The organism is Gordonia marina (assembly GCF_052036135.1).
Lineage (GTDB): Bacteria > Actinomycetota > Actinomycetes > Mycobacteriales > Mycobacteriaceae > Gordonia.
The window spans coordinates 1-23706 of the sequence record NZ_JBPSDN010000003.1; the positions used below are offsets into that span (position 1 = coordinate 1).

Annotated in this window: 23 protein-coding genes; 10 read left to right on the plus strand and 13 right to left on the minus strand. The window is 71.0% G+C overall.

Annotated features, from left to right (window positions below):
* Both ACSEEN_RS02010 and ACSEEN_RS02015 read left to right on the plus strand, forming a co-directional pair.
* Positions 1 to 1588: hypothetical protein (locus ACSEEN_RS02010; protein ID WP_440712157.1), on the plus strand; the 1588-nt coding region annotated here is incomplete at its 5' end.
* 163 nt (positions 1589 to 1751) lie between these two features.
* Positions 1752 to 2870: an adenosine deaminase gene (locus ACSEEN_RS02015; protein ID WP_298441280.1), complete on the plus strand. Its 1119-nt coding sequence runs from the start codon at positions 1752 to 1754 to the stop codon at positions 2868 to 2870.
* 26 nt (positions 2871 to 2896) lie between these two features.
* Here ACSEEN_RS02015 and ACSEEN_RS02020 read toward each other — a convergent pair whose 3' ends face one another.
* From ACSEEN_RS02020 to ACSEEN_RS02030, 3 genes are read right to left on the minus strand one after another with little or no spacing between them, the layout of a single operon-like run.
* Complete coding sequence (locus tag ACSEEN_RS02020) at positions 2897 to 4162, minus strand: SatS C-terminal domain-containing protein (RefSeq protein WP_298441278.1); 1266 nt, start codon at positions 4160 to 4162, stop codon at positions 2897 to 2899.
* Between the two features lie 10 nt (positions 4163 to 4172).
* Positions 4173 to 5081: a C40 family peptidase gene (locus ACSEEN_RS02025; protein ID WP_440712158.1), complete on the minus strand. Its 909-nt coding sequence runs from the start codon at positions 5079 to 5081 to the stop codon at positions 4173 to 4175.
* 2 nt (positions 5082 to 5083) lie between these two features.
* Positions 5084 to 5377, minus strand: a complete 294-nt coding sequence (locus tag ACSEEN_RS02030) for a type VII secretion target (RefSeq protein ID WP_440712159.1) — start codon at positions 5375 to 5377, stop codon at positions 5084 to 5086.
* A gap of 87 nt (positions 5378 to 5464) precedes the next feature.
* Between ACSEEN_RS02030 and upp the strand changes: the two genes are divergently transcribed.
* Entirely contained in the window at positions 5465 to 6109 is a 645-nt protein-coding gene (gene upp / locus ACSEEN_RS02035; protein WP_440712268.1) for a uracil phosphoribosyltransferase, read from the plus strand.
* A 5-nt stretch (positions 6110 to 6114) separates the two neighbouring features.
* On the opposite strand, the gene ACSEEN_RS02040 is transcribed toward upp, so the two are convergent.
* Genes ACSEEN_RS02040 through ACSEEN_RS02050 form a run of 3 tightly spaced genes read right to left on the minus strand, consistent with a single transcriptional unit; the run spans position 6115 to position 9208 of the window.
* Positions 6115 to 6858: a hypothetical protein gene (locus ACSEEN_RS02040; protein WP_440712160.1), complete on the minus strand. Its 744-nt coding sequence runs from the start codon at positions 6856 to 6858 to the stop codon at positions 6115 to 6117.
* Positions 6855 to 8399: a phospho-sugar mutase gene (locus ACSEEN_RS02045; RefSeq protein WP_440712161.1), complete on the minus strand. Its 1545-nt coding sequence runs from the start codon at positions 8397 to 8399 to the stop codon at positions 6855 to 6857. The genes ACSEEN_RS02040 and ACSEEN_RS02045 overlap by 4 nt, the downstream gene beginning before the upstream one ends.
* Complete coding sequence (locus ACSEEN_RS02050) at positions 8396 to 9208, minus strand: purine-nucleoside phosphorylase (protein ID WP_298442648.1); 813 nt, start codon at positions 9206 to 9208, stop codon at positions 8396 to 8398. The genes ACSEEN_RS02045 and ACSEEN_RS02050 overlap by 4 nt, the downstream gene beginning before the upstream one ends.
* Positions 9209 to 9261: 53 nt before the next feature.
* Between ACSEEN_RS02050 and ACSEEN_RS02055 the strand changes: the two genes are divergently transcribed.
* Both ACSEEN_RS02055 and ACSEEN_RS02060 read left to right on the plus strand, forming a co-directional pair.
* Positions 9262 to 9957, plus strand: coding sequence for an enoyl-CoA hydratase/isomerase family protein (locus ACSEEN_RS02055; RefSeq protein WP_298442645.1), 696 nt, complete (start codon positions 9262 to 9264; stop codon positions 9955 to 9957).
* Positions 9957 to 11138 (plus strand): amidohydrolase, encoded by a 1182-nt coding sequence (locus tag ACSEEN_RS02060; RefSeq protein WP_440712162.1) that lies wholly within the window; start codon positions 9957 to 9959, stop codon positions 11136 to 11138. Before ACSEEN_RS02055 ends, ACSEEN_RS02060 begins: the two co-directional genes overlap by 1 nt.
* 31 nt (positions 11139 to 11169) lie before the next feature.
* On the opposite strand, the gene ACSEEN_RS02065 is transcribed toward ACSEEN_RS02060, so the two are convergent.
* The gene (locus tag ACSEEN_RS02065) at positions 11170 to 11661 is read right to left on the minus strand and encodes a gamma-glutamylcyclotransferase family protein (RefSeq protein ID WP_247867042.1); all 492 of its coding nucleotides are present in this window, start codon (positions 11659 to 11661) and stop codon (positions 11170 to 11172) included.
* 106 nt (positions 11662 to 11767) lie between these two features.
* Here ACSEEN_RS02065 and ACSEEN_RS02070 point away from each other — a divergent pair, with 106 nt between their 5' ends.
* A complete protein-coding gene (locus ACSEEN_RS02070) occupies positions 11768 to 13171 on the plus strand; it encodes an NAD(P)H-quinone dehydrogenase (RefSeq protein WP_440712163.1) in 1404 nt (467 codons plus the stop codon).
* Between the two features lie 4 nt (positions 13172 to 13175).
* Entirely contained in the window at positions 13176 to 14615 is a 1440-nt protein-coding gene (locus ACSEEN_RS02075; RefSeq protein ID WP_440712164.1) for an MFS transporter, read from the plus strand.
* 11 nt (positions 14616 to 14626) lie between these two features.
* Here ACSEEN_RS02075 and ACSEEN_RS02080 read toward each other — a convergent pair whose 3' ends face one another.
* Together ACSEEN_RS02080 and ACSEEN_RS02085 are read right to left on the minus strand one after the other, a co-directional pair.
* Entirely contained in the window at positions 14627 to 15118 is a 492-nt protein-coding gene (locus ACSEEN_RS02080; RefSeq protein ID WP_371308386.1) for an SRPBCC family protein, read from the minus strand.
* A gap of 13 nt (positions 15119 to 15131) precedes the next feature.
* On the minus strand, positions 15132 to 15509 hold the full coding sequence (locus ACSEEN_RS02085; protein WP_440712165.1) for an ArsR/SmtB family transcription factor: 378 nt from the start codon (positions 15507 to 15509) through the stop codon (positions 15132 to 15134).
* A gap of 195 nt (positions 15510 to 15704) precedes the next feature.
* On the opposite strand from ACSEEN_RS02085, the gene ACSEEN_RS02090 reads away from it, so the two are divergent.
* Complete coding sequence (locus tag ACSEEN_RS02090) at positions 15705 to 16355, plus strand: DUF2306 domain-containing protein (RefSeq protein ID WP_440712166.1); 651 nt, start codon at positions 15705 to 15707, stop codon at positions 16353 to 16355.
* A gap of 13 nt (positions 16356 to 16368) precedes the next feature.
* On the opposite strand, the gene ACSEEN_RS02095 is transcribed toward ACSEEN_RS02090, so the two are convergent.
* From ACSEEN_RS02095 to glpK, 3 genes are all read right to left on the minus strand, one after another.
* A complete protein-coding gene (locus tag ACSEEN_RS02095; RefSeq protein ID WP_440712167.1) occupies positions 16369 to 17577 on the minus strand; it encodes an amidohydrolase in 1209 nt (402 codons plus the stop codon).
* A 29-nt stretch (positions 17578 to 17606) separates the two neighbouring features.
* Positions 17607 to 18965, minus strand: a complete 1359-nt coding sequence (locus ACSEEN_RS02100; protein WP_247867049.1) for an SLC13 family permease — start codon at positions 18963 to 18965, stop codon at positions 17607 to 17609.
* Positions 18966 to 19198: 233 nt separating this feature from the next.
* A complete protein-coding gene (gene glpK, locus ACSEEN_RS02105; RefSeq protein WP_440712269.1) occupies positions 19199 to 20719 on the minus strand; it encodes a glycerol kinase GlpK in 1521 nt (506 codons plus the stop codon).
* Positions 20720 to 20770: 51 nt separating this feature from the next.
* On the opposite strand from glpK, the gene glpD reads away from it, so the two are divergent.
* Both glpD and ACSEEN_RS02115 read left to right on the plus strand, forming a co-directional pair.
* Positions 20771 to 22513: a glycerol-3-phosphate dehydrogenase gene (gene glpD, locus ACSEEN_RS02110; RefSeq protein ID WP_247867050.1), complete on the plus strand. Its 1743-nt coding sequence runs from the start codon at positions 20771 to 20773 to the stop codon at positions 22511 to 22513.
* Positions 22514 to 22598: 85 nt separating this feature from the next.
* A complete protein-coding gene (locus ACSEEN_RS02115) occupies positions 22599 to 23015 on the plus strand; it encodes a pyridoxamine 5'-phosphate oxidase family protein (RefSeq protein ID WP_298442626.1) in 417 nt (138 codons plus the stop codon).
* Between the two features lie 15 nt (positions 23016 to 23030).
* Here the strand turns inward: ACSEEN_RS02115 and ACSEEN_RS02120 are convergent, their stop codons facing one another.
* The gene (locus tag ACSEEN_RS02120) at positions 23031 to 23594 is read right to left on the minus strand and encodes a hypothetical protein (RefSeq protein WP_440712168.1); all 564 of its coding nucleotides are present in this window, start codon (positions 23592 to 23594) and stop codon (positions 23031 to 23033) included.
* Positions 23595 to 23706: the final 112 nt, after the last annotated feature.

A 23706-nucleotide genomic window follows, 5' to 3' on the forward strand; every position in this document is an offset into this window, starting at 1 on the left:
TGACGACCTCGCCACGGCCCTGGCTCGGGCGGGGCATGTCTCGGTGAAGGCGGCCGGGCAGATCGCCGACCGGATCGTCACCACCCATGACGCCGAGGCGAGCCGGAAACGACACGAGAAGGCGCAGTGCCGGAAGAATGTCACCCGGCGCGACTACGCGGAAGGGCTGGGCGGGATTCATGTCACCGCTGACGCCGAGGAGACTCGCCTGGCCTATGAGGCGGTGGAGGCGATGGTCGCCGGGGTCTGCCCGAATGACCCCCGCACCATAGGGGCGCGGCGGTCGGCGGCGGCGATCGCGTGTCTACGGGGATTACCGTTCACCTGTGCCTGCCCGGACAAGACCACCTGCACCGCCACCCTGACCGACGCGCAGATTTCTGAGCGGCAGGCACGGATCATCGTGCACGCGGTGTGCCAGAAGTCCACCCTGACCGGGCAGGACGATCAGCCCGGGTTCCTCGATGGTCACGGCCCGATCAGCGCCGACCATGCCCGCGACCTCACCCACCGCCCCGACGCACTGGTGCGGGACCTCGACCTGGACAAACTCCTGACCCCACACTCGGCGGCAACAGCAACAGCAACAGCAACAGCAACGGCAGCGGGGCCTGACGCGTCTTCCCGCCGATCGAGTGGACTCCATGCTGGTCGAGGTCTCGATACGAAGGCCGGGTCCGTGGCGACCGGCGACAACCCGGCCGGCACCGCGGCCCAGCACGGCGCGGACACCGAGGCCACTGGCAGCCCCGGTCCCGCGGCCGAGATCCGGCCACCCGACGAGCACAACCACGACGACGAGCAGGTTGACGGTCACGACCACGCTGATGGCGCGGGCCGTGCAGGTTCCGGCCGCGCCACCGATTCCGGCGCGGCGGAGTCGAGCAGCACCGCCACCGACGAACAACACCGAGACACCACCAACAGCACCGATAGCACCGATAGCACCGATAGCACCGATAGCACCGGAGACGACAGCGGTGTCCACGGCGCGGCTCCGGCCGCGTTCCTGACCGGCGGCGCCCAGCCCGGCGACCCCTACCGGCCGACCGCGGCCTTGGACGTCTTGGTCCGCGCCCTGTTCGGCACGTGCACGATCCCGGGCTGTCACCAGCCGGCGTGGCGCTGCGAGTTGGATCACTGCGAGGAATACGACCAGGTGTGCCCGGCCTCGGGCGGCCCGACCTGTTTGTGCAATGTCAACCCCAAATGTCAGCGTCATCACCTCCTGAAAACCCACCTCGGCGCGTCGAACCCCGCAGACGGGTGGGTCGATGAGCAGTGGATCGACGACGACGGCACCGTCTGGACCGCGATCACCGTCCACGGCATGACGTTCGAGACCCGCGCACCGAACCAGTGGCTGTTCCCCCAGCTCACCGGGGTGAGGTGTGCCCACCGGTCCCAAGCACCACCCGAACCCGGCTCGCACGTACCGGCAGGCCCCGGGAACGAGGGCGGATACGCACCCAGGGGCGGTCTGCGGGCGGCCACCGCCTACAAACACGCCTGGCGCCGCTCTGAACGCGCCCGCCTGCGCCGAGAACGCGCACGCGCCGCCGAGGCCGCAGGACCACCACCGTTCTGACCGGCCCCGGCCAGAACGAGTGGCCTCGACTCCGCTCGACCGTCACCGTTCGGCGTGGCGGGGAGCGTCGGGCCGGGGAACGGGCGGTGGCGGCCGGGTGGACATCGCCGGACCTGCCGATGCGCGGCGGCCGGGGCCGGTGCGGCGCGGCTACCGTGGGGCCATGGCCATCCCCGAAGCGATCACCCTGGACTCCTGCCGACTCGCACCCAAGGTGCTTCTGCACGACCACCTCGACGGCGGACTGCGGCCCTCGACCGTGCTGGACCTGGCCCGCGAGAACGGCTACGACGCCCTGCCCGCCGACGACTCCGACGCGCTCGCCACCTGGTTCGCCACGGCCGCCGACTCCGGCTCGCTGGAGACCTATCTGGAGACCTTCACGCACACCGTCGCCGTCATGCAGACCCCGCACGCGCTGACCCGGGTGGCCCGCGAATGCGCGGAGGACCTGTCGGCCGACGGGGTGGTGTACGCGGAGATCCGGTTCGCCCCGGAACTGCACACCGAGCGGGGGATGAGCCTCGACGAGGTGGTCGAGGCGGTGCTGCTCGGATTCGCCGAGGGCGAGGAACTGTCCCGCGACGCGGGGCGGCCGATCGTCGTGCGGTGCCTGCTGACCGCGATGCGGCATGCCGCGCGGTCGCGGGAGATCGCCGAGCTGGCGATCCGGTTCCGGGATCGCGGCGTGGTCGGATTCGACATCGCGGGGGCCGAAGCGGGCAACCCGCCGTCGCGGCACCTCGACGCGTTCGAATACCTGCGGGGCGAGAACTCCCACTTCACCATCCACGCGGGTGAGGCGTTCGGGCTGCCGTCGATCCACGAGGCGATCGCCTTCTGCGGTGCCGACCGGCTCGGCCACGGCGTCCGCGTCATCGACGACATCACGCTGCCGCCGGGGTCGTCACCCGACCAGCACGACTACTCCGGTGCGGTGCTCGGACCGATCGCCGACTACGTGCGGGACAAGCGGATCCCGCTCGAACTGTGCCCGAGCAGCAACGTGCAGACCGGCGCGGTGGCGTCGATCGCCGAGCATCCCTTCAACGTGCTGGCCCGACTGCGCTTCCGGGTCACGGTGAACACCGACAACCGGCTGATGAGCAACACCACCATGAGCCGCGAGTTCACGGTGCTGCACGACGCCTTCGGCTACGGCTGGGCCGACTTCGAGCGGTTCACCGTCAACGCGATGAAGTCGGCGTTCCTGCACTTCGACCAGCGGCTCGCGCTGATCGACGACGTGATCAAGCCCGGGTACGCGGTGCTCCTCGGCTAAGCCGGCGTCACTCCGCTCGATCGGGGTCAGCCGCGGCGGACCAGGCGCTCCTCGAAGTCGCCGACCAGGGCGCGCCACGACTCGGACTCGTTGTCGAACGGACCGGACGGAGCGAGCCGGTTCGGGTCCGGCTTGATGGCGTAGTCGACGAACCAGCCGAGCGGCGTGGTGGTGCGCAGCGCCTCGTCGACGGTGTCGATCCCGGCGAAGTCGGCGGCGTCGGTGAGCAGTTCGACGGCCAGATCGAGCTGGCGGCTGTCGACGCGGCGGGGACCTTCGAGCATGTCCTCGTCGATGCCGGGCAGCGCGTACTCGTTCTCCGGCAGCACGTCGTAGGTCAGTTCGCCGGCGTTCGCCATCGACTGGACCTCGTCGTACGTGGACACGCGCGCGAGCTCATGGCTGTTGGATTCGGCCAGGTAGCGGGTGAGGGCGCGCTCGGAGCTGAATCCGTAGATGGTGCCCTTGCTGCCCAGGAAGACCGGCTTGTCGCCCACGTAGCAGCGCAGCGTGAGGAACTCGCCCTCGTCGGTGAAGATCCGGATCGGGTCGATGCCGACCTCGGCCCAGAAGCCCTCGTCCTCGTCTTCCTCGTCGAGGTCGTCCGCGTCGTCCTGCTCGTCGTCGGTGTCCTCGTCGTCGCTGAGCGGATCCACCGGCTCGAACTCCGGCTCGTCCTCGTCCTCGGCGGAGGCGGCGGCATCCAGCTCGTCCTCGGCGACGACGAGGGCCTCGGCATCGACCTCGGGGGTGGTGACGACGTCGTCGAGCGCGTCGATCACGTCGTCCCAGTGCTTGGCGATCAGACGCCCGATGCGCACCCACAAGTCCACGCCCTCGCGGCCGTGGAAGTTGTCGGTGCCGACGGTGACGGCGCCCAGAATCGGGTTGGCGGTGAAGAACTTGGTGACCGGGGTCAGCTCGCAGACCTCACCGATGATGCGGGTGATCTCCAGGGCGTTCTCGAGCTCGGCGATCACCTCGCCGCGCGGATCCTCGGCGGCCAGTTCCGGCACGCCGATCAGGTCGTAGCTGTGCTTGTCGTCCGGGATCAGCTCCTCGGCCTTCAGCTTCCGGACCGTGTCCCACTGGGGATGATCGGCCAGGTCGTTGTCGTCGTCGGTGCGGACGAATGCGGCCAGCGCGGCGACCGAATCGAACCCGTAGAGGTCCTCCTCGAGCCCGAGGAAGGCCTCCCACTCGTCGTCGCCTTCGCGCCAGCGCGGGGCCCACAGGGTGAACAGGTTGCCATCGGTGAGTCCGAGCTCGATGGGGACGATGTCTCCGGCCATGCGCATGAGACTACCGGGGCCGGTAGAAGCCTTCGAACTGCTGGTCCAGATTCGTGGTGCGGATGGCGCTGACCTGCACCGGATCTCCGGCCTCGACCATCTGGCCGTTGCCGACGATCATCGCGACGTGACCGCTCCAGACCGCGAGATCACCCGGCCGCAAGTCCGACTGCGAGACCCGGAAACCGGCGGCGTCCTGGTCCTGCGCGAGCCGGGGGAGCTCGAGCCCGGCCTGCCGGTAGGCCCATTGCGTGAGCCCGCTGCAATCGAAGCCGGCCGGCGTGGTGCCGCCCCACACGTACGGGACGCCACGCTGGCTCAGCGCGGCACGGACCGCCGTCGCCGCCCGCTGATTGGGCGCGTACGCCACCGACCCGTCCGGGAGCCGGATCGGCACCGCGCCCGGGGTGGTCGAGGTGATCGTCGCCGGGGCCTGGTGCCGGGCGAGCCCGGCGGTGTCGCCGGCCAGCTCGGACTGGGTGCGATGGACGACGGCGAGCCCGCGAGCGAGGTAGCTCGCGGCGAGCGGCACCAGGGTGATCAGGGCGGCCGGAGTGAGCGACGGAACCGCGGCGCCGGCGGCCGCGACGAATCCGTCGGCGAGCGCGTTGAGTTCGGTGTTGGCCGCCTTCACCCGCCGCGCCGCGGAGCCGACGAGGGCGGCGATGTCCGCGCCGTCGTCGCCGACGGCCGCATCGGTCTTACCCGTGGCGGTGCTCAAGGTGCCCGCGGCGGTCCCGCCCGTGCCGGTCCAGCCGGCCGCGGTGTCGGCGGCCGCGCGGCCGGCCAGAGCGGCGGCGCGGCCGAGGGCGGGACCCGAGGCGGTCAGGGCGCCGACCGGACCGCCGGCAGGCAGATCACCGGTGCCGAGTGTTGCGATCAGCGTCCGCAGTGGCGCGATGAGGAATTCGAAACTCATGCTCACATCTCCCGTCCACCGGCGGTGTCGGCGGCGGCGTAGGCCGCCGCCCCGGTCAGCGTGTTCGCGGCCTGGCCGGCATGCGCCCGGGCCAGGTCGTCGAGCCGCCCGGTGCGGGCGTGCAGGGCGGCCGACAGCGCGGCCAGGAAGGGCGCGCCGATCAGGCCGAAGGTCGGCGCGAGCGTGGCGGCGTCGAACCGTTCGGCGACGGCGCGATCGGCGATCAGGCCGGCGGCGCTGGAGTGCCGGCCGGCGACGGTGGACAGGACGGGCGGTGAGACTGCGAGATTCTTCATGGTGTTTTGACGCGCCAGCGTCCCGTTCGGTTCCACTTTCTCCCGCGGCGCGTCGCGTTACGCTTGCTCGCCATGGACGACGGAACCCTGGAACTGACCGTGGTGGACCACCCGTTGGTCCGGACACGACTCACCGCGCTGCGCGATGAGCGCACCCCGAATGCGCAGTTCCGGACACTTCTGACGCAGCTGTCGTCGCACCTGATCTACGCGGCGACGGCCGAGCACGACACCGCGCCGGTCATGGTGAACACGCCGATCGGGCCGTTCGAGGGCGCTGAACTCGCCCGGCCGCCGCTGCTGGTGCCCGTCCTGCGCGCCGGTCTGGGCATGCTGGACGCGGCGATGAACCTGCTCCCGGAGGCGCAGGTCGGGTTCGTCGGCGTCGCCCGCGACGAGCAGACCGCCCGGCCGCACGAATACCTGGTGTCCCTCCCGGACAACCTGTCCGGACGTCCCGTCCTGGTGCTCGACCCGATGCTGGCGACCGCCGGATCGATGCGGCACACCCTGAAGGTCCTGGACCGGCGCGGCGCCGACGACGTGACCGCGATCTGCGTGATCGGCGCGCGGGAGGGCGTGGCGGCGCTGCGGGAAGCCGCCGCCACCCGCTCGCCTCGCCGGTTGCGGCTGGTGATCGGCGCGATCGATGACGGCCTCAACGAGCAGTCGTACATCGTGCCGGGCCTCGGCGATGCCGGCGACCGGCTGTTCGGCCCGCGGAACTTCTGACGGGCTCAGTTCACCCAGGAGTCCAGCATCGGCTCGTTCGCCACGGTGCTGCCGCCGTCGGTGATGACCAGCGCGGACGGCGACACGAGGTACTGGGTGGCCCCGTTGGTCGCGGTGAACGACGACCCCGAGCGCGTCGGATACCCGACCTCGATGGTGTTCCCGTCGGCGTAGCCCTTGTAGTAGTAGCGCCCGGTCTGGTCGCCGACCTGGCAGATCACGACGAGGGAGCGGTTGGTGCGGCCGATGAAGACCGCCGGGTCCTCGCCGGCGTTGCAGCGCGGGCCGGAGTAGAAGCCGTGGATGTCCGCGCCGGTCACCGAGACCGGGGAGCCGGTGACCACCGTCGGGGGCGTGGTGGTCACGGTGGTCGTCGCGGGCGGCACGGTGGTCTCCGCGGCGGTGCCGCCCGGCCGGTGCTCGGTCACCGTGGTGACCGCGCCGGGCTGCGCGGCGTCGTCGTTCTTCTGGTGGCCGCCGAATCCGCCGCGCAGGGCGACGACGATCAGCACGATCACCGCGACGGCCGCGACCCCCGCGGCGAGGCCGGCGAGGATCTGCGGCGTCCGGTTCGGGCGCTGCGGGGGATAGCCGCCCGGGTACGCGCCGGGATACCCGGCCGGGTAGGCGTGCGGCTGGGTGTAGTCGCCGCTGTACGGCGGCGGCGCGCTCTGCGGCTGCGTGTACGCGTCGGATGTCGGCCCGATCTGGGTCGGTTCGTACGGATGCGGATGATTCGGGTCGGTCACGGCGTTCCCCTCTCTGACAGCGTCCCGCCCGGAAGCCCGGCCAGGACCGCCGACAGCAGTCCGGCGAGCGCCTCCGCGGGCCGCTGGTCCCCAGGCGGTACGGCCGCCTCCCCGTAGTACTTGAGTTTCGGTTCGGTCCCGCTCGGGCGGGCGACGATCCGCACGGTGATCCCCGACCGATCACGACCGGCCAATTCTACGGCGTCGGTGTGTGGACCGGGGCCGCCGGCGGCCAGATCAGCCACGACGACCGGCACACCCGCGAGTGCGGCAGGCGGGTCGCGGCGCAGCCCGGCCATCAGGGCCGCGAGGTCCGCCTGCCGTTCGACGCGCAGACTCCGCTGCGCGGTGACCCGCCGGCCGTAGGCGGTCATCAGTTCCTCCAGCGCGGCCACCAGATCGCTGCCGGTCCGCGTGCGGGCCGCGGCGAGTCGTGCCAGGGCCACCGCGGCGCTGATGCCGTCCTTGTCGCGGACGGCATCCGGGTCGACGCAGTGCCCGAGCGCCTCCTCGTAGGCGTAGACCAGCGGTTCCCCGGCCCGCACCAGCCATTTGAAACCGGTCAGCGTGCGCACCGAGCGCGCGCCGCGCGCCTCGGCGATCGCACCGGCGAGAGTGCCGGACACGATCGACGACGCCACCACCGGTGCCGGACCGTGCCGGCCGGCGGCCTGCCGCTCGTCGAGGATCGCGGCGGTGAGCAGGGCGCCGGTCTCGTCGCCGGTCAGCATCCGCCATTCGCCGTCGCGGCCGGGTACGCCGACGGCGCACCGGTCGGCGTCCGGGTCGAGGGCGATAGCCAGGTCGGCGCGGCGGTCGGCGGCCAGCGACAGCAGCAGGTCCGTGGCGCCGGGCTCCTCGGGGTTGGGAAAGGCGACGGTGGGGAAGTCGGGATCCGGTTCGGCCTGTGCGGCGACGACGTGGACGTCGCCGAATCCGCTGCGCCGCAGGGCCTCGACGGCGAGCGCGCCGCCCACACCGTGCAGCGGGGTCAGCGCGATCCGCAGCGGGGTGGTCTCCGGCGCGCCGAAGCGCGCGTCGAGCCGGGCCAGGTAGTCGTCGCGGACGGCGCGGGCCCGGGCGTCGGGCTCGACGGGTACGCGTGGAATGTCCGCGGCGGGCGGGGCCGCCGCGATGCACGCCTCGATCTCGCGGTCGGCCGGCTCGATCAGCTGCGCGCCGCCGTCCAGGTACACCTTGTAGCCGTTGTCGCGCGGCGGGTTGTGCGAGGCGGTGATCATCACCCCGGCCACCGCCCCGAGCCGGCGGGTGGCGAAGGCCACGAGCGGGGTGGGGCCGGGTACGGGCAGGGCGACGACGTCGAAGCCGGCGGCGGCGAAGGTCTGCGTCGTCGCCGCGAAGAAGTCCTCGGAACCGTGGCGCGCATCGCGTCCGACGACGACGGCGCCGCCCGCCGCGTGGCGCCGGCGCAGCCAGTCCGCGAGGCCCGCGGTGGCCCGGGTGACGGTCTCGACGTTCATGGCGTCCGGGCCGTCGCCGACCGGTCCGCGCAGGCCGGCGGTGCCGAAGTGGAGCGTCACCGCGAGTCCATCGCGGCCACGACGTCGGCCAGCAGCTCACCCATCCGGCTCGCCGACGCCGCGCCGACCGCCAGCACCTCGGCGTGATTCAGCGGCTCGCCGGTGATGCCCGCGGCGAGGTTGGTCACCAGTGAGATTCCCATGACGTCGATACCGGCGGCCCGTGCCGCGATCGTCTCGTGCACCGTGGACATGCCCACCAGGTCGGCGCCGACGGCGCCGAGCATCCGGATCTCCGCCGGGGTCTCGTACTGCGGGCCGGGCAGTCCCGCGTACACGCCCTCCCGCAGGTCCGGGTCGACGGAGCGGGCCAGTGCGCGCAGGGCGGGCGCGTAGGCGTCGACCATGTTCACGAACTGTGCGCCGGACAGCGGGGAGCGGCCGGTCAGGTTGAGTTGGTCGCTGATGAGGACGGGTTCGCCGACCCGCAGTCCCGGGGCGATCCCGCCGGCGGCGTTGGTCAGCACCACGGTGTGGCAGCCGGCGGCGGCCGCGGTCCGGACCGGGTGGACCACCCGGGCCAGGTGGTGACCCTCGTAGGCGTGGACCCGGCCGAGCAGGACCAGGACCCGCTTGGTGCCGATCCGGACCGAGCGCACGGTGCCGCGGTGACCCTGCGCGGCCGGCGGCGTGAAGCCGGGCAGCCGGGACATCGGGACCTCGGCGACCGGCGGCCCGAGGGCGTCCGCGGCCGGCGCCCATCCGGATCCGAGGACGATCGCGACATCGTGTCTGCCGCAGTCGGTTTCGGCGGAGATGGTGGCCGCCGCCGCGGCGGCCGCGGCGTCTGGATCGACGGTGGGGTCCATGGTGATCACCCTAAAGGGCAAGGGGTGGATCGAGCAGCGATAGAGTCTCTGCCATGCCGTATCTGAACGTGACCGACGACGCCGCCGAGGTCTTCCTGGGCACCGCGGGCGTCGAACTCGATGAGAACAATCCGGAGAATCGCTTCTCGCCGGCGTGGCTCGACGCCGTGGGCGCCACCCTCGACGAGGCCGTCGCCGCGAACAAGCCGATCATCCTCAGCGCGACCGGAAAGTTCTTCAGCAACGGTCTCGATACCGACTACGTCGCCGCGGCACCGGGCGAGCTTCCGGCGTACCTCGATCGCGTCCATGCGCTGTACACCCGGGTGCTGACCCTTCCGGCCCCGACGATCGCCGCCGTCAACGGCCACGCCTTCGGGGCCGGCGCCATGCTGGTCCTCTGCGCCGACCACCGGGTGATGCGGACCGAGCGGGGCTTCTGGTCGTTGCCCGAGGCCGCCCTGACCATGCCGTTCACCCGCGGTATGGCCGCCCTCGTGCGCACCCGGACCCCGGACGCCACGGCCACCGAGGCGATGCTGACCTCGCGCCGCTACGGCGCCGCCGATGCGGTCGCCGCCGGAGCCGTGGACGAGTCCGTCGCGGTGGAGTCGCTGCTGGACCGCGCCCGCGAGGTGGCCCGCGAGCGCGCCGGGCTGGTCGGCCCGAACCAGGCGACCATCAAGCGCGGCCTGCGCGGCCCGCTGCTGGAGGCCCTCGCCGTGCCGACGCCGCCGTCTCTGCTCTGATGACCGCCGGAGGAGTCGACGCCGGAATCAGTGCCTGGCTCGAGGCGAACTTCGGCCGGGTGATCGCCTGGCGCCGCGAGATCCACGCGAACCCGGAGCTCTCGATGGCCGAGTTCGCCACGACGGCGAAGGTCGTCGACGTGCTCACCGGCGCGGGGCTCTCGCCCGTCGTGCTGCCCAAGGGCACCGGCGTGGTGTGCGACTTCGGACCGGCCGACCGGCCGCGCATCGGCCTGCGCGCCGACCTCGACGGGCTGCCGATCCCGGAGCAGACCGGTCTGCCGTTCACCTCGCGCGTCGACGGCGTCTCGCACTCGTGCGGGCACGACGCGCACAGCGCGATCCTGATGGGCGTCGGCTGCCTGCTGGCCGGCCGCACCGACCTGCCGTTCGGGGTGCGCCTGATCTTCCAGGCCGCCGAGGAGGTGATGCCGGGCGGTGCGCTCGACGCGATCGACGCCGGCGTCACCGACGGCCTGGCGCGCATCTTCGCGCTGCACTGCGATCCGCACCTGCAGGTCGGCACCGTCGGGCTGCGGTCCGGGCCGCTCACCTCGGCCGCCGACCGGCTCGAGGTGCACCTGCGCGGTCCGGGCGGCCACACCTCGCGTCCGCACCTGACCAGCGACCTCATCTACGCGATGGGCACGCTCATCACCGGTCTGCCCGGCGTCCTGGCCCGCCGCATCGATCCGCGTTCGGGCACCGTGATGAGCTGGGGCGCGGTGCATTCCGGCGACGCCCCCAACGCGATCCCGCAGGAGGGGCGGCTGCGCGGCACCGTCCGCACCGGCGACCACGCGATCTGGGACGACATGGAGCCGCTGGTGCGCAGCGTCGTCGGCGAACTGGTCGCACCGCTCGGCGTCAGCTACGACCTGACCTACGTGCGGGGCGTCCCGCCGGTGGTGAACGACGAGGGCAGCGTCGGCATGCTGCGGCGATCGGTGGCCGCGATGGACCCCGCGGCCGAGGTCGACACCCCGCAGTCCCCGGGCGGCGAGGACTTCGCCTGGTACCTGGAGCACGTCCCCGGCGCGATGGCGCGGCTGGGTGTCTGGTCGGGGACCGGCCCGCAGTGCGACCTGCATCAGCCGAACTTCGACATCGACGAGCGTGCCCTCGCCGTCGGCATCGCCACGCTCGCGGGCACGGTCCTGCACGGCGGCCCGCTGCCCTGAGCATTCCCGCCGCGCATCCCGCGGCGGTGGGTCAGGACTGGTTGTCGAGCGGGTCGTCGGGACCGGGCCCCACGTTGCGCGCCTCGTGCAGGCGCAGCCGCTCCACGTAGTCGCCCGGGGCTCCGGCGATCTCGGCGGCGTCGGCCATCACGCCGAGATAGCGGGCCGACGGCAGCCCGCCCTCGTAGCCGTCGATCACGTACAGCCAGGCGAGCACCGGGCCGTTCGGGGTGTCGACGCGGGCCCGGATCTTCCGGTGCACACCGAGTTCGGTGCCCTCCCAGCGGTCGAGGTTGGCCTCGTCCTCGGGCGGGACGTCGTAGAGCACCACGAAGACCCGCGCGTCGGGGTCGTCCCGGTCCTCGGTGACGGTGGCCAGCGAGCCCTCCCAGCCGATGTCGTCGCCGGCGAACGTCAGTCGCCAGCCGTGCAGCCAGCCGGTGGACGACATCGGCGAGTGCGGAGCCCGCTGCAACATCTGTGCGGGGTCCATGTTCGACGCATACGCGGCATAGATGGGCACGCGAAAAGCCTAGGTGATCCCCGCGGCGGACGGAACTGCGCGTCCATCCGCGCCACCGGATAAGTTGGACGCGGACATATTGGTGTGGAAGTCGAGGAGTGGTGTCGTGGCGCGGATCGTGATCATCGGAGGCGGGCCCGCCGGCTATGAGGCGGCGCTCGCCGGAGCGGCCTACGGCGCCGACATCACGCTGATCGACTCGGACGGGATCGGCGGCGCCTGCGTGCTGTTCGACTGCGTGCCGAGCAAGACCTTCATCGCGTCGACCGGAGTGCGCACCGAGGTCCGCAAGGCGCATGATCTCGGCATCGACATCGACGCCGGATCCGCGCTGGTCACCCTCCCGCAGATCCACCAGCGGGTGAAGGATCTCGCCTTCGCGCAGTCCGCGGACATCCGGGCGCGCCTGGTCAGCGAGGGCGTGCGCATCATCAACGCGTACGGCGCGCTCTCCGCGACGCAGCCGGGCAACGGCGCTCACGAGGTGATCGCGACGCATGCGGACGGATCCACGGAAACCCTGGAGGGCGACGTGGTGCTCATCGCGACCGGCGCCTCCCCGCGCGAGCTGCCCGATGCGAAGCCGGACGGCGAGCGCATCCTCAGCTGGCGGCAGCTGTACGACCTGGACGAGCTGCCCGAGCACCTGATCGTCGTCGGTTCCGGTGTGACCGGCGCGGAATTCGTCCACGCCTACACCGAGCTCGGCGTGAAGGTGACCCTGGTGTCCAGCCGCGACCGCGTGCTCCCGCACGAGGACGAGGATGCGGCACTGGTCCTGGAAGAGGCGTTCGCCGAGCGCGGCGTCACCCTGATCAAGCACGCCCGCGCCGACCGGGTGACGCGCCGGGGCGACGAGGTGACCGTGGAACTGGCCGACGGCCGGACGGTGACCGGCTCGCACGTGCTGATGACGGTGGGCTCGATCCCGAACACCGCGCCCCTCGGTCTGGCCGGTGCCGGGGTGGCCACCGACCGCGGCGGCTACATCACCGTCGACCGCGTCTCGCGCACCTCGGTGCCGGGGATCTACGCGGCCGGCGACTGCACCGGACTGCTGCCGCTGGCCTCGGTGGCCGCCATGCAGGGCCGCATCGCGATGTACCACTCGCTGGGCGAGGGCGTGAGCCCGCTCCGGCTGAAGACCGTGGCCTCGGCCATCTTCACCCGGCCGGAGATCGCCACCGTCGGCGTCTCGCAGAAGGCGATCGACGCCGGGGAGTACCCCGCGCGCACGGTCATGCTGCCGCTGGCGACCAATCCGCGGGGCAAGATGAGCGGCCTGCGACGCGGCTTCGTCAAGATCTTCTGCCGCCCCGCGACGGGTGTGGTGATCGGCGGCGTCATCGTGTCGCCGAACGCGTCCGAGCTGATCCTGCCGATCGCGCTCGCCGTGGAGAACAAGCTGCAGGTCTCCGACCTGGCACACACCTTCTCGGTGTATCCGTCGCTGACCGGGTCGATCACCGAGGCCGCGCGCCAGCTGGTGCGGCACGACGACCTCGACTGACCCGGTGACTCCGGGCCAGGCGCCCGGGAACGGGCAGGCCGGCACGTGGCGCCGGCTCTTCCACCGCGATCACCGTGCGCCGGTGATCGTGCTGGCCGGCGGCGTCGGCCTGTTCGCGACCAACACCTATGTGACGACGAGTCTGCTGCCGAGTGCCGTCGCCGAGATCGGCGGCGAGAAGCTGTACGCGTGGACGATGACCGTCTTCGTGGTCTCCGCGGTGATCAGCTCGATGCTGGTGAGCCGCTCGCTCGAACGACTGGGCGGCAGGTCGTCGTATCTGCTGGGCTTCGGGGTCTTCGCGGTCGGCACCGTGATCACCGCGGCCGCGCCCACCATGCCCGTCATGCTGGTGGGCCGCTGCGTGCAGGGGCTCGCGGCCGGGTTGCTGGCCGGCCTGGGCTTCGCGGTGCTCCGTCTGGTGCTGCCGGAGCAGTTGTGGCAGCGGGCGGTGGCGCTGATGTCGGCGATGTGGGGCGTCGGCAATCTCCTCGGCCCGGTGATCGGCGGATTCTTCGCGCAGATCGGCTGGTGGCGCGGTGCGTTCGTCTTCCTGGCCGTGGGATCGGTGGCGCTCGCGGTGCTCACTCTCACCTCGCTGCCGGCGGCGGCGTCGTCGCGGGGCGAGTCGCCCGGCGAGGGCGTGCCCTGGCTGGCGCTGGTGCTGCTGGCGAGCGCTGCGCTGCTGGTGAGCGTCGCCTCGATCGAGTCGTCGCCGCTGCTGGTCGCGGTCCTGGTGGTCGCCGCCTCGGGGGTGGCCGCGGCATTCGTGATCCGGGAACGGACGACGTCGGGGCCGCGTGTGCTGCCCGAGTCGACGTATCGCGGGCGTTCGCCGTTGCGCTGGATCTACGCCTCGATCGCCGTGCTCACCCTCGCCTCGACCATCGAGACCTTCATTCCGCTGTTCGGTCAGCGGCTGGGCGGGATGTCGCCGCTGGTCGCCGGCTTCCTCGGGGCGGCGATCTCGTGGGGCTGGACCGTCGGTTCCATCGCCAGCTCGAACGTCGACGGCGATCGCGGGAAGAAGCTGGTGCGGGTGGCCGGGCCGCTGACGGTGTCGGCGGGCTTCCTCGGCTACGGCGCCCTGCAGATCGCGGCGCCGTCGGGCGCGATTCAGGCGAGCTGGTACCTGGCGCTGTTCGTCTCCGGCTGCGGGATCGGCATGGCGATGGCGCACTGGCTCACCGCCGGACTCAAGGTGGCGGCCCAGCCGCGCGAGGCCGCGCGGGTGTCGGCCGGGATGAACACCGCGCAGCTGATCGCGACGGCTTTCGGGTCGGCGCTGGCCGGTCTGCTGGTCGCCCTCGGCGGGCCGTCGCTGCTCGGCTCGGCGCGGGTGCTCAGCTTCGGCTACGCCGTGATCGGTGTGGTGGCCGTCGGCATCGCGGTGCGCGAGTTCACCGTGGCGCGTCGTTTCCGGGCCGCCCCAGACACGGCCTAGCGACGTGCCGCCTACCGTTCGGCGGCGAGAAGCTCGTCGATCTGGTTGATGGCCGACGTCGCGCCCTCGACCATGCCCATGTCGAGCACCTTCTGCAGGCTCTCGGCGTCGGTGTACGTCCCGGTGTAGACCGCGCGCGTGACGCCGTCGTGCTCGGTGAACGTGTAGACGTTCTTCGAGACCGGCATCGAGGCGACCGGGTTCAGGTCGGCGTCGGCGAACCCGTCGTCGAAGGCGAACGAGTTCGGGGCGTCGACCGCGGTGATCCGCCACCAGCCGCCGAACCGCTCGCCGTCCGGGCCGGTCATGTAGTACGTGCAGAGGGTGCCGGGCGTCAGGTCGTGCTCGACGAAGGTCGCGGGGTGACTGGGCGGGCCCCAGATGCGTTCCAGCTGCCGGGCGTCGGCGTAGATCTGCCAGACCCGGTCGCGCGGGGCGGCGAACTCGGCGGTGATGGTCAGGGTGAAGGTGTCGGGGTCGTGGGTGACATCGATGACGGGCATGACGGGCTCCTGGTCAGGGTGATGGGGAAGGGGTGGATTCGGGATGCGGGGGATCGGAGTGTGGGGGATCGGCGGCGAGCAGTTCGTCGACCCGGGTGATCCGGCCGCGCCAGATCTGTTCCAGGTCGCCGAGCATGCGGCGCACCGACCGCACAGCGGCGACGTCGCCCGAGGCCATCTGCTGCCGGCCGCTGCGCCGTTTGGTCAGCAGTCCGGCACGTTCGAGGACGGCGACGTGCTTCTGTACCGCGGCGAAGCTCATGTCGTAGTGCTCCGCCAGCGCGGTGACCGAGTGTTCCCCGGCCAGCACGCGCCGCAGGATGTCGCGGCGGGTCCGGTCGGCCAGGGCGTGGAACAGGGCATCGGCCCGGTCCTCGTCCTCGTCGGTCACCACTTCAATATACAACCATCTGGTTGTATGTCAATGGGTGGCAGCGCCGAGGTTTCGTTTCGCGGCGTGCGTGGCATCCCCGATCTTCGGTGCGGACCACCCTGAACTTCCGCGCGGGCTCTCGACGCCGCACGGGCCGGCCGATTGGCTGAGACCCGAAGCCGAGTCCGGCCGCCCTCGACCGTCAGGAACGTGATGACCACCTCAGCCACTGCCGCCGCGTCCGGCCGGATCGCGTGGACCTGGGTCCTGCTCTCCTCTCTCGCGGTCGCCGCGTTCGCCGTCGCCCCGTACCTGACGGCGAATCTGCGGGAACTCGCCGACTCGTCGTCGGGCAGCGTGGCCGGCAACTACGTGAACGCCGCACCGGCGATCCGGATCGCGTTCTACACGCACATCGGCGGCGGTGGGTGCGCGCTGATCCTGGGTCCGCTGCAGTTCTGGCGCGGGCTTCGCACCCGGTGGCCCGCGGTGCACCGTTGGACAGGCAAGGCCTATCTGACCGCGGTCGGTGCCGGTGGGCTGGCGGGTCTGGTGATCGCGCCGTGTACGGGTGCCGGATTGATCGGAACACTCGGTTTCGGCGTACTGGCACTGCTCTGGCTGACGACCGGCGCGCTGGGCTATCGGGCGATCCGGCGGGGCGACGTCGCGGCGCACCGCGCGGCGATGACGCGGAACTTCGCGCTCACCTACGCGGGCGTGACCCTGCGGCTCTGGCTGCTGCTGTTGACGGCGTCACAGGTGCCGTTCGGCACCGCCTACCTGATCGTGCCGTTCCTCTGCTGGGTGCCCAATCTGGTGGTCGCCGAGTGGCTGATCGTGCGCCGGGGTCTGCCGCGGTGAGCGGGCGCGGCGGTCAGCCGAGCCAGGCCTTCGCGGCCGCGACGAGAGCCTTGGCGCCGACGGTGATCGTCGGCTCGATCACCGGCGCGTACTCGGCCGAGTGATTCGACGGCAACTCGGCCAGTACCTTCATCAGCTCGGCCGGGGGAGCGAACAGCTTCGGATCGGCGCCGCCGAGGAACCAGTACACCGACGGCACGCCGGCCGCGCGGCCGAAGACCCCGAAGTCCTCCGAACCGGTGCCCGGCGGCACCGGCAGGGCGATCGGGCCGAGGCGTTCGGTCCACGAGGCGACCACCTTGGCGGTGGCGTCGTCGTCGTTGACGGTGGCCGGCGCCCCGTAGAGGGTGGTGATCTCCGGCATCCGCTCGGCACCGGCGGCCTGTGCCTCGGCGTTCACGATCCGGGTGATGGAGGCGAGCACGCTGTCCCGGACATCCGGGTCGTAGGTGCGCACCGACATCTTCAGCGTCGCCGTCTCCGGGATGATGTTGTTCTTGGTCCCGGCCTCGACCACACCGATGGTGACCACGGCCTGATCGCCGGCGGCCACCTCGCGCGAGACGATGGTCTGCAGCCGCATGATGGTCGACGCGGCCATCACGACCGGATCGACGGTGGTCTCCGGGCGGGAGCCGTGCCCGCCCTTGCCGAACAGGGTGATCTCCAGGGCATCGCTGGCCGCCAGGATCGGACCCGGCTTGTAGAACACCATCCCGGCGGGGCCGGGGGCCACGTGCTGGCCGAGCACGACGTCCGGCCGCGGTACCCGGTCGAGGAGGTCATCGGCGATCATCGCCCGTGCACCGGAGAGATTCTCCTCGGCCGGCTGGAAGACGGTGACGACGGTGCCCGACCAATCGTCGCGGTTCGCGGCGAGGTCGCGGGCGGCACCGATCAGCGCGGTCACATGCATGTCGTGCCCGCACGCGTGCATGACGGGCACCGTCTCGCCGTCGGCGTCGACCGCGCGCGCGGTGCTGGCATAGTCCAGCCCGGTGTTCTCGGCGACCGGCAGGGCATCCATGTCGGCCCTGAGCCAGACGACCGGGCCATCGTTGTTGCGGAGGATCCCCACCACGCCGTGGCCGCCGATGTGCTCGATCACCTCGTAGCCCGCCTCGGTGAGATCGGCCGCCACGATGCCCGCCGTTCGTTCTTCCTGACCGGCCAGCTCCGGATGCCGGTGCAGGTCGATGTATATGTCTTTCAGGTCAGTCATGTCTCAGGCTTTCGGTTGGTGAGAAGTCGTCAGAAGACGAGGAACTGCATGCCGAGACCGATGGCGACGGCGAACGCGGACGACAGCAGCATGGGGACCAGGAACGAGCCGTTGATCAGGATCGAGCCCTGCTTGGTGGAGCCCGTCTTGTCCGTCATGATGCACGCCTGACCGAGGCCGCCCATCGATGCCAGCAGATTGTTGCCGCCGGCCGCGCCGAGCATGCCGGCCGCGGGACCGACGCCGAGACCGGCGGTCAGGGCGATCGGCAGCAGGACGGACACCGACGCGACCTGGCTCTGGATGAGGGCCGCGAGCACGAACAGAATCACCGCGAACAGTGCCACCGAGACGCCGATCGAACTCTCCACGAAGGAGGTGATCTCCTTCATGTGGTCGTTGATGATGGTGCCGGCGAGCACCGGCACCGCGAGCAACAGCAGCGCGGCGATCACGCCGGTGCCGATCATCGACTCGCTCAGCACCTCCGGTGTCTTGACCTTGCACATGACCATGATCAGACCCGCCGCGGCGAACATGACGATCGGAATCATGAAGCTCATCGAGACGTGCGTCTCGACCACCGAGCCGTCCTCCAGGGACTTCGAATAGGTGGGACGCAACTTCTCGAAGAAGCCGAGGACCACACCCAGGACGACGGCGATCAGGAAGATGTAGGCGCTCCACGAGGCGCGCTCCCGCAGCGGCGGCAGATCGTCGTCGACGAGCGGTGCGGGCGGCTCCACCTCGCCGGCCGCCAGTCGGCGCTGGTACTCCGGATCGTCGTCCAGCTCCTTGCCGTAGCGGGACATGATGAGCGAGGTGAGGACGGTGGCGATCAACGACGCCGGGACCGTCACCGCGAGCAGTTTGCCGAGCCCGACGTGCTCGCCCTGCTTCTCGGCGATGTTGATGAAGACGTAGGTGATCGCGGCGACGGGGCTCGACATCAGCGCCAGCTGGCACACCGCGTTGGCGGTCGCGAGAATGCGTTCGGGCCGGATCTTGGCCGAGTACGACACCCGATACATGATCGGGATCAGGGCGAAGGTGATGTTGCCGGTGCCGGACATCACGGTGAACAGCCAGACGATCAACGGGCCGACCACCGGAATCGCCTTGGGGTGCTTGCCCATCGCCTTCCCCGCGATCCGGACGAGGAAGTCCATCCCGCCGGCGGCACTCATCGCCGCCGAGGCCACGATCACGGCGAGGATGATGAAGATGGCGGTGATGGGCGGCGAGCCGGGCTGCAACCGCAGGGCCTCGACCAGGATGAATACCGAGACACCCGACATGCCGATGAGGGCGAGCGGCCCGTAGCGGGCGCCCACGGCCAGCGGTGCGAGGAACAGCAGGATCTCGATGATGAGCTTGAAGATTTCCACGACGAAGCGCTCCCCGGGGGATGAGGTCAGGGACGGCGAGAGAAGCCGTCGCCGTATTGTGTCCCGCCGGCGCGGTGCGCGGGGTGCGCTTCGGGGGACGCTAGGGACGTACGACCCCTGTCCCGGCCGCACGCGGCACAGAAACCACGTTTCCCTGGCACAGAATGAACGATTCGTGTCCCGCGAGGAGCACGGGGCGCTCCCGGTGAGGGAGAGCTGTGTCGGCCCGTGGACTACGCCAGATCGTACGAGTGGGTGACGGCGCGGTTCCAGCCGTCGTACAGGCGGGCGCGCTCGCCGTCGTCCATGGCCGGAGTCCAGCGTTTGCCCTCGGCCCAGTTGGTGCGGATGTCGTCCGGGCTCTCCCAGAAGCCGACCGCCAGGCCGGCGGCGTACGCCGCGCCCAGCGCGGTGGTCTCGGTGACCTGCGGCCGAACCACCGGAACGCCGAGCAGGTCGGACTGGAACTGCATCAGCAGGTCGTTCCCGACCATGCCGCCGTCCACCTTCAGCGTGGTCAGGGCGACGCCGGAGTCGGCCTCCATCGCCTCGATCACCTCGCGGGTCTGGTAGGCGCTGGCCTCCAGGACCGCACGGGCGATGTGCCGCTTGTCGGCGAACCGGGTGAGTCCGACGATCACGCCGCGCGCATCCGGCCGCCAGCGCGGGGCGAACAGGCCGGAGAAGGCCGGGACGAAGTAGACGCCGCCGTTGTCCGGGACCGCGGCCGCCAGGGATTCGACGTCGGCGGCGGTGGGGATCAGGCCCAGATTGTCGCGCAGCCACTGGACCAGCGAGCCGGTGACCGCGATCGAGCCCTCCAGGGCGTAGCGCGCGGGTTCGTCGCCCAGCCGGTAGCAGACCGTGGTCAGCAGGCCGTGCTCGCTGAAGACCGGCTCGGTACCGGTGTTCAGCAGCAGGAAGTTGCCGGTGCCGTAAGTGTTCTTCGCCTCGCCCGGGGTCAGGCAGGCCTGCCCGAAGGTGGCCGCCTGCTGATCGCCCAGGATGCCGCCGAGCGGAACCTCCGGGAACGACCCGCGGGTGCGCAGCGAGGCCAGGACCGCGGAACTGGAGGTGATCTCCGGGAGCATCGACATCGGGATGGCGAGGTCGGCGCAGATCTGCGGGTCCCAGTCCAGCGCGCGCAGGTCCATCAGCAGGGTGCGGGAGGCATTGGTGACGTCGGTGAGGTGTCGACCGCCGTCGACGCCGCCGGTCATGTTCCACGCCAGCCAGCTGTCGATGGTGCCGAAGCACAGCTCGCCGCGCTCGGCGCGGGCGCGGGCGCCGTCGACGTTGTCCAGGATCCAGCGCACCTTGGGGCCGGCGAAGTAGGTCGACAGCGGGAGGCCGGTCCGGGCGCGGTAGCGGTCGACGCCCTCGTCGCCGGCCAGTTCCTCGCAGAGGGCGGCGGTCCGGGTGTCCTGCCACACGATGGCGTTGTGGACGGGCTCGCCGGTGGTGCGATCCCAGACGACGGTGGTCTCGCGCTGGTTGGTGATGCCGCACGCGGCGATGTCGGAGGTGTTCACCTGGGAGGCCGCCAGGACCGCCGCCGCGACGCGCCGGGTGTTGCGCCAGATCTCCATCGGATCGTGCTCCACCCACCCGGCGCGCGGGAATATCTGCCGGTGTTCCACCTGCTCGGTGGCGATCACCTGACCGCGGCGGTCGAAGATGATCGCGCGCGTGGACGTGGTTCCCTGGTCGATCGCGGCGACGTAGCGGGGAGCGGCGGAGCCGGTGGGCGTCATCACGGGAGTCAGTGTGCCACGCGGGCTATTACTCTCCGGTAGAATTTCGGCGTGTCCAACGAGCATCGCGAGGAACGACCGGCAGACCTGGGACCCGCACAGCGGGCGCAGGCGTGGCAGCGGCTGACCGACGAGGAGTTCGATCTCGTCGTGATCGGCGGCGGCGTGGTCGGCGTCGGCACCGCGCTCGACGCGGCGACGCGCGGACTGCGCGTGGCCCTCGTCGAGGCCCGCGACATCGCCTCCGGAACGTCGAGCCGGTCGTCCAAGATGTTCCACGGCGGCCTGCGCTACCTGGAGCAGCTGGAGTTCGGTCTGGTCCGGGAGGCGCTGCGCGAACGCGAGCTCTCGCTCAGCCTGCTGGCCCCGCATCTGGTGAAGCCGCTGCCCTTCCTGTTCCCGATCACCAAGCGCTTCTGGGAACGGCCCTACATCGCCGCGGGCCTGTTCCTGTACGACCGGATGGGCGGCGCCAAGTCGGTCCCCGGCCAGAAGCACGTCTCCCGGTCCGGCGCGCACCGCATCGCGCCCAGTCTGCGGCGCGGCGCCCTGGTCGGCGGCATCCGCTACTACGACACGGTGGTCGACGACGCCCGGCACAGCCTCACCCTGGCCCGGACGGCCGCGCACTACGGCGCCGTGGTCCGCACCTCCACCCAGGCCGTCGGCTTCCTCACCGAGGGCGACCGCGTCACCGGCGTCAAGCTCCGGGACAGCGAGACCGGGGAGACCACGCAGGTTCGCGCGCACTGCGTGGTGAACGCGGCTGGTGTCTGGACCGACGAGGTGCAGAAACTGTCCGGCCAGCGTGGCCACTTCCGGGTGCGGGCCTCCAAGGGCGTGCACATCGTGGTGCCGCGCGATCGCATCGTCAGCGAGACCGCGATCATCCTGCGCACCGCGAACTCGGTGCTGTTCGTGATCCCGTGGGAGACCCACTGGATCATCGGCACCACCGACACCGACTGGAACCTGGACCTCGCGCACCCGGCGGCGACCCGCGCCGACATCGACTATCTCCTTCAGCGGGTCAACGCCGAACTGGTGACCGAGCTGACCCACGACGACATCGAGGGCGTGTACGCGGGTCTGCGGCCGCTGCTGGCCGGGGAGGACGAGTCGACCTCGGCCCTCTCCCGTGAGCACGCCGTCGCCGCGGTCGCGCCCGGGCTGATCTCCATCGCCGGCGGCAAGTACACCACCTACCGCGTGATGGGCGCCGACGCCGTCGACGCGGCCGCCGAATACATCCCGGACCGGGTCGGCAAGTCGGTCACCGAGCGGGTGCCGCTGATGGGCGCCGACGGCTACTTCGCGCTGGTCAACCAGTGTGAGCACCTCGGCGAACACTACGGCCTGCACCCGTATCGGGTCCGCCGCCTGCTCAACCGCTACGGCTCGATGCTCGACGACGTGCTCGCGCTCGCCGCCGACGACCCGTCGCTGCTGCAGCCGATCGACGCCGCGCCGCAGTATCTGCGCGTCGAGGTGGTGTACGCCGCGCGCTTCGAGGCCGCGCTGCACCTGGAAGACGTACTGGCCCGCCGGACCCGGATCGCCATCGAGTACGCGCATCGCGGTGCCGACTGCGCCCGGGAGGTGGCCGGGCTCATCGCTCCGATCCTCGGGTGGAGCGAGGAGAAGCGGGAGTGGGAGATCGAGAACTACTGCGCGCGGGTGGAGGCGGAGATCGCCTCGCAGCGCCAGCCGGACGACGAGTCGGCGGACGCCCTGCGGGTGGCGGCGCCGGAGGCGCGCCGGGAGATCCTCGAACCGGTGCCGGTGCCGGAGTAGGCCCTAGGGCTCTTGTTCGCGCGACGGCTGCGCGACCAGGATTATCCGCATAGGGTTCTATTGACGAATCGGCGGAAGAGGAGCCATGGAAGCGATCACCGTGCTGGATGCGGATCAGTGCTGGAATCTGTTGAGCGAGAGCGTGTTCGGGCGATTGGCGTTGAGCGTCGACGGTGAGCCGGAGATCTTCCCGGTCAACGCGTACGCCAATGACGGCAAGATCCTCTTCCGCACCGGTGAGGGCACCAAGCTGTCCGAGATCGCGGTGAACGGACGCGTGGCCTTCGAGACCGACGGCTTCACCAGCAAGATCGGCTGGAGCGTCGTCGCCAAGGGCACCGCGCGGATCCTGACCGGCACCAAGGAGATCCAGGAGGCCGACCAGCTGCCGCTGAAGCCCTGGGTGCCGACTCTCAAGATGAACTACGTCGAGATCGACGTCGCCGAGATCACCGGGCGTCGTTTCAAGTTCGGCCCGGAGCCCGACCGCTACCCGGTGTAGCGCACGGCCGCTCGCTCAGCGGTAGTACTTCTCGAACTGTGCGGGCATGACGGTGCCGGGCGGCAGCGGGATACCCGAGGGCGCGCGGAGCGGCCGGACCTTGATCGCCGGCGCGGAGGGCGTCATGCAGCTCATCCTCGGGGTTCCGGTCCGCAACAGCGAATCGATCAGCGACCACATCGACGGGGCGATGTTCAGCGTCGTGTGGACGATCGGGTCGTTCGGGCACAGATCCTGGGTCACGATGTTGCGATAGTCGCCGGGGCCGGTCATCAGGTTGATCCAGAACGGCGCGGCTTCCTCTTCGCGCAGCGTCGTCACGTTGTAGTAGGTGATACCGGGCAACGCCTGCGTGGGAGTGTTCAGCGCGGTGATGTCCGCGCCGCCCATCGCCTGTTCCAGGCAGGCCGGAGTGGGGTTCATTCCGCGGTACCGCGGCGGCAGGTACTGCATCCGGTCCGCGGGCGGGCACTTTCCCTGGCGCAGCCAGTACGACTGGTACGGGGAACCGAGGACCATCCCGGACAGGATGACGGCCTTGCGGACGAGGCGCGCGCCGCCGTAGTCCTTGAACCACATTCTTAGGTGACCCTAAGGTGGCGACTCGGCGGTCGCCGTTCACGCCGGGCCGGACAGGTCGGGATCACCGGGTCGCTTGCACGGTCGTCGTTCCCACTGCCGCTGCAGCGTT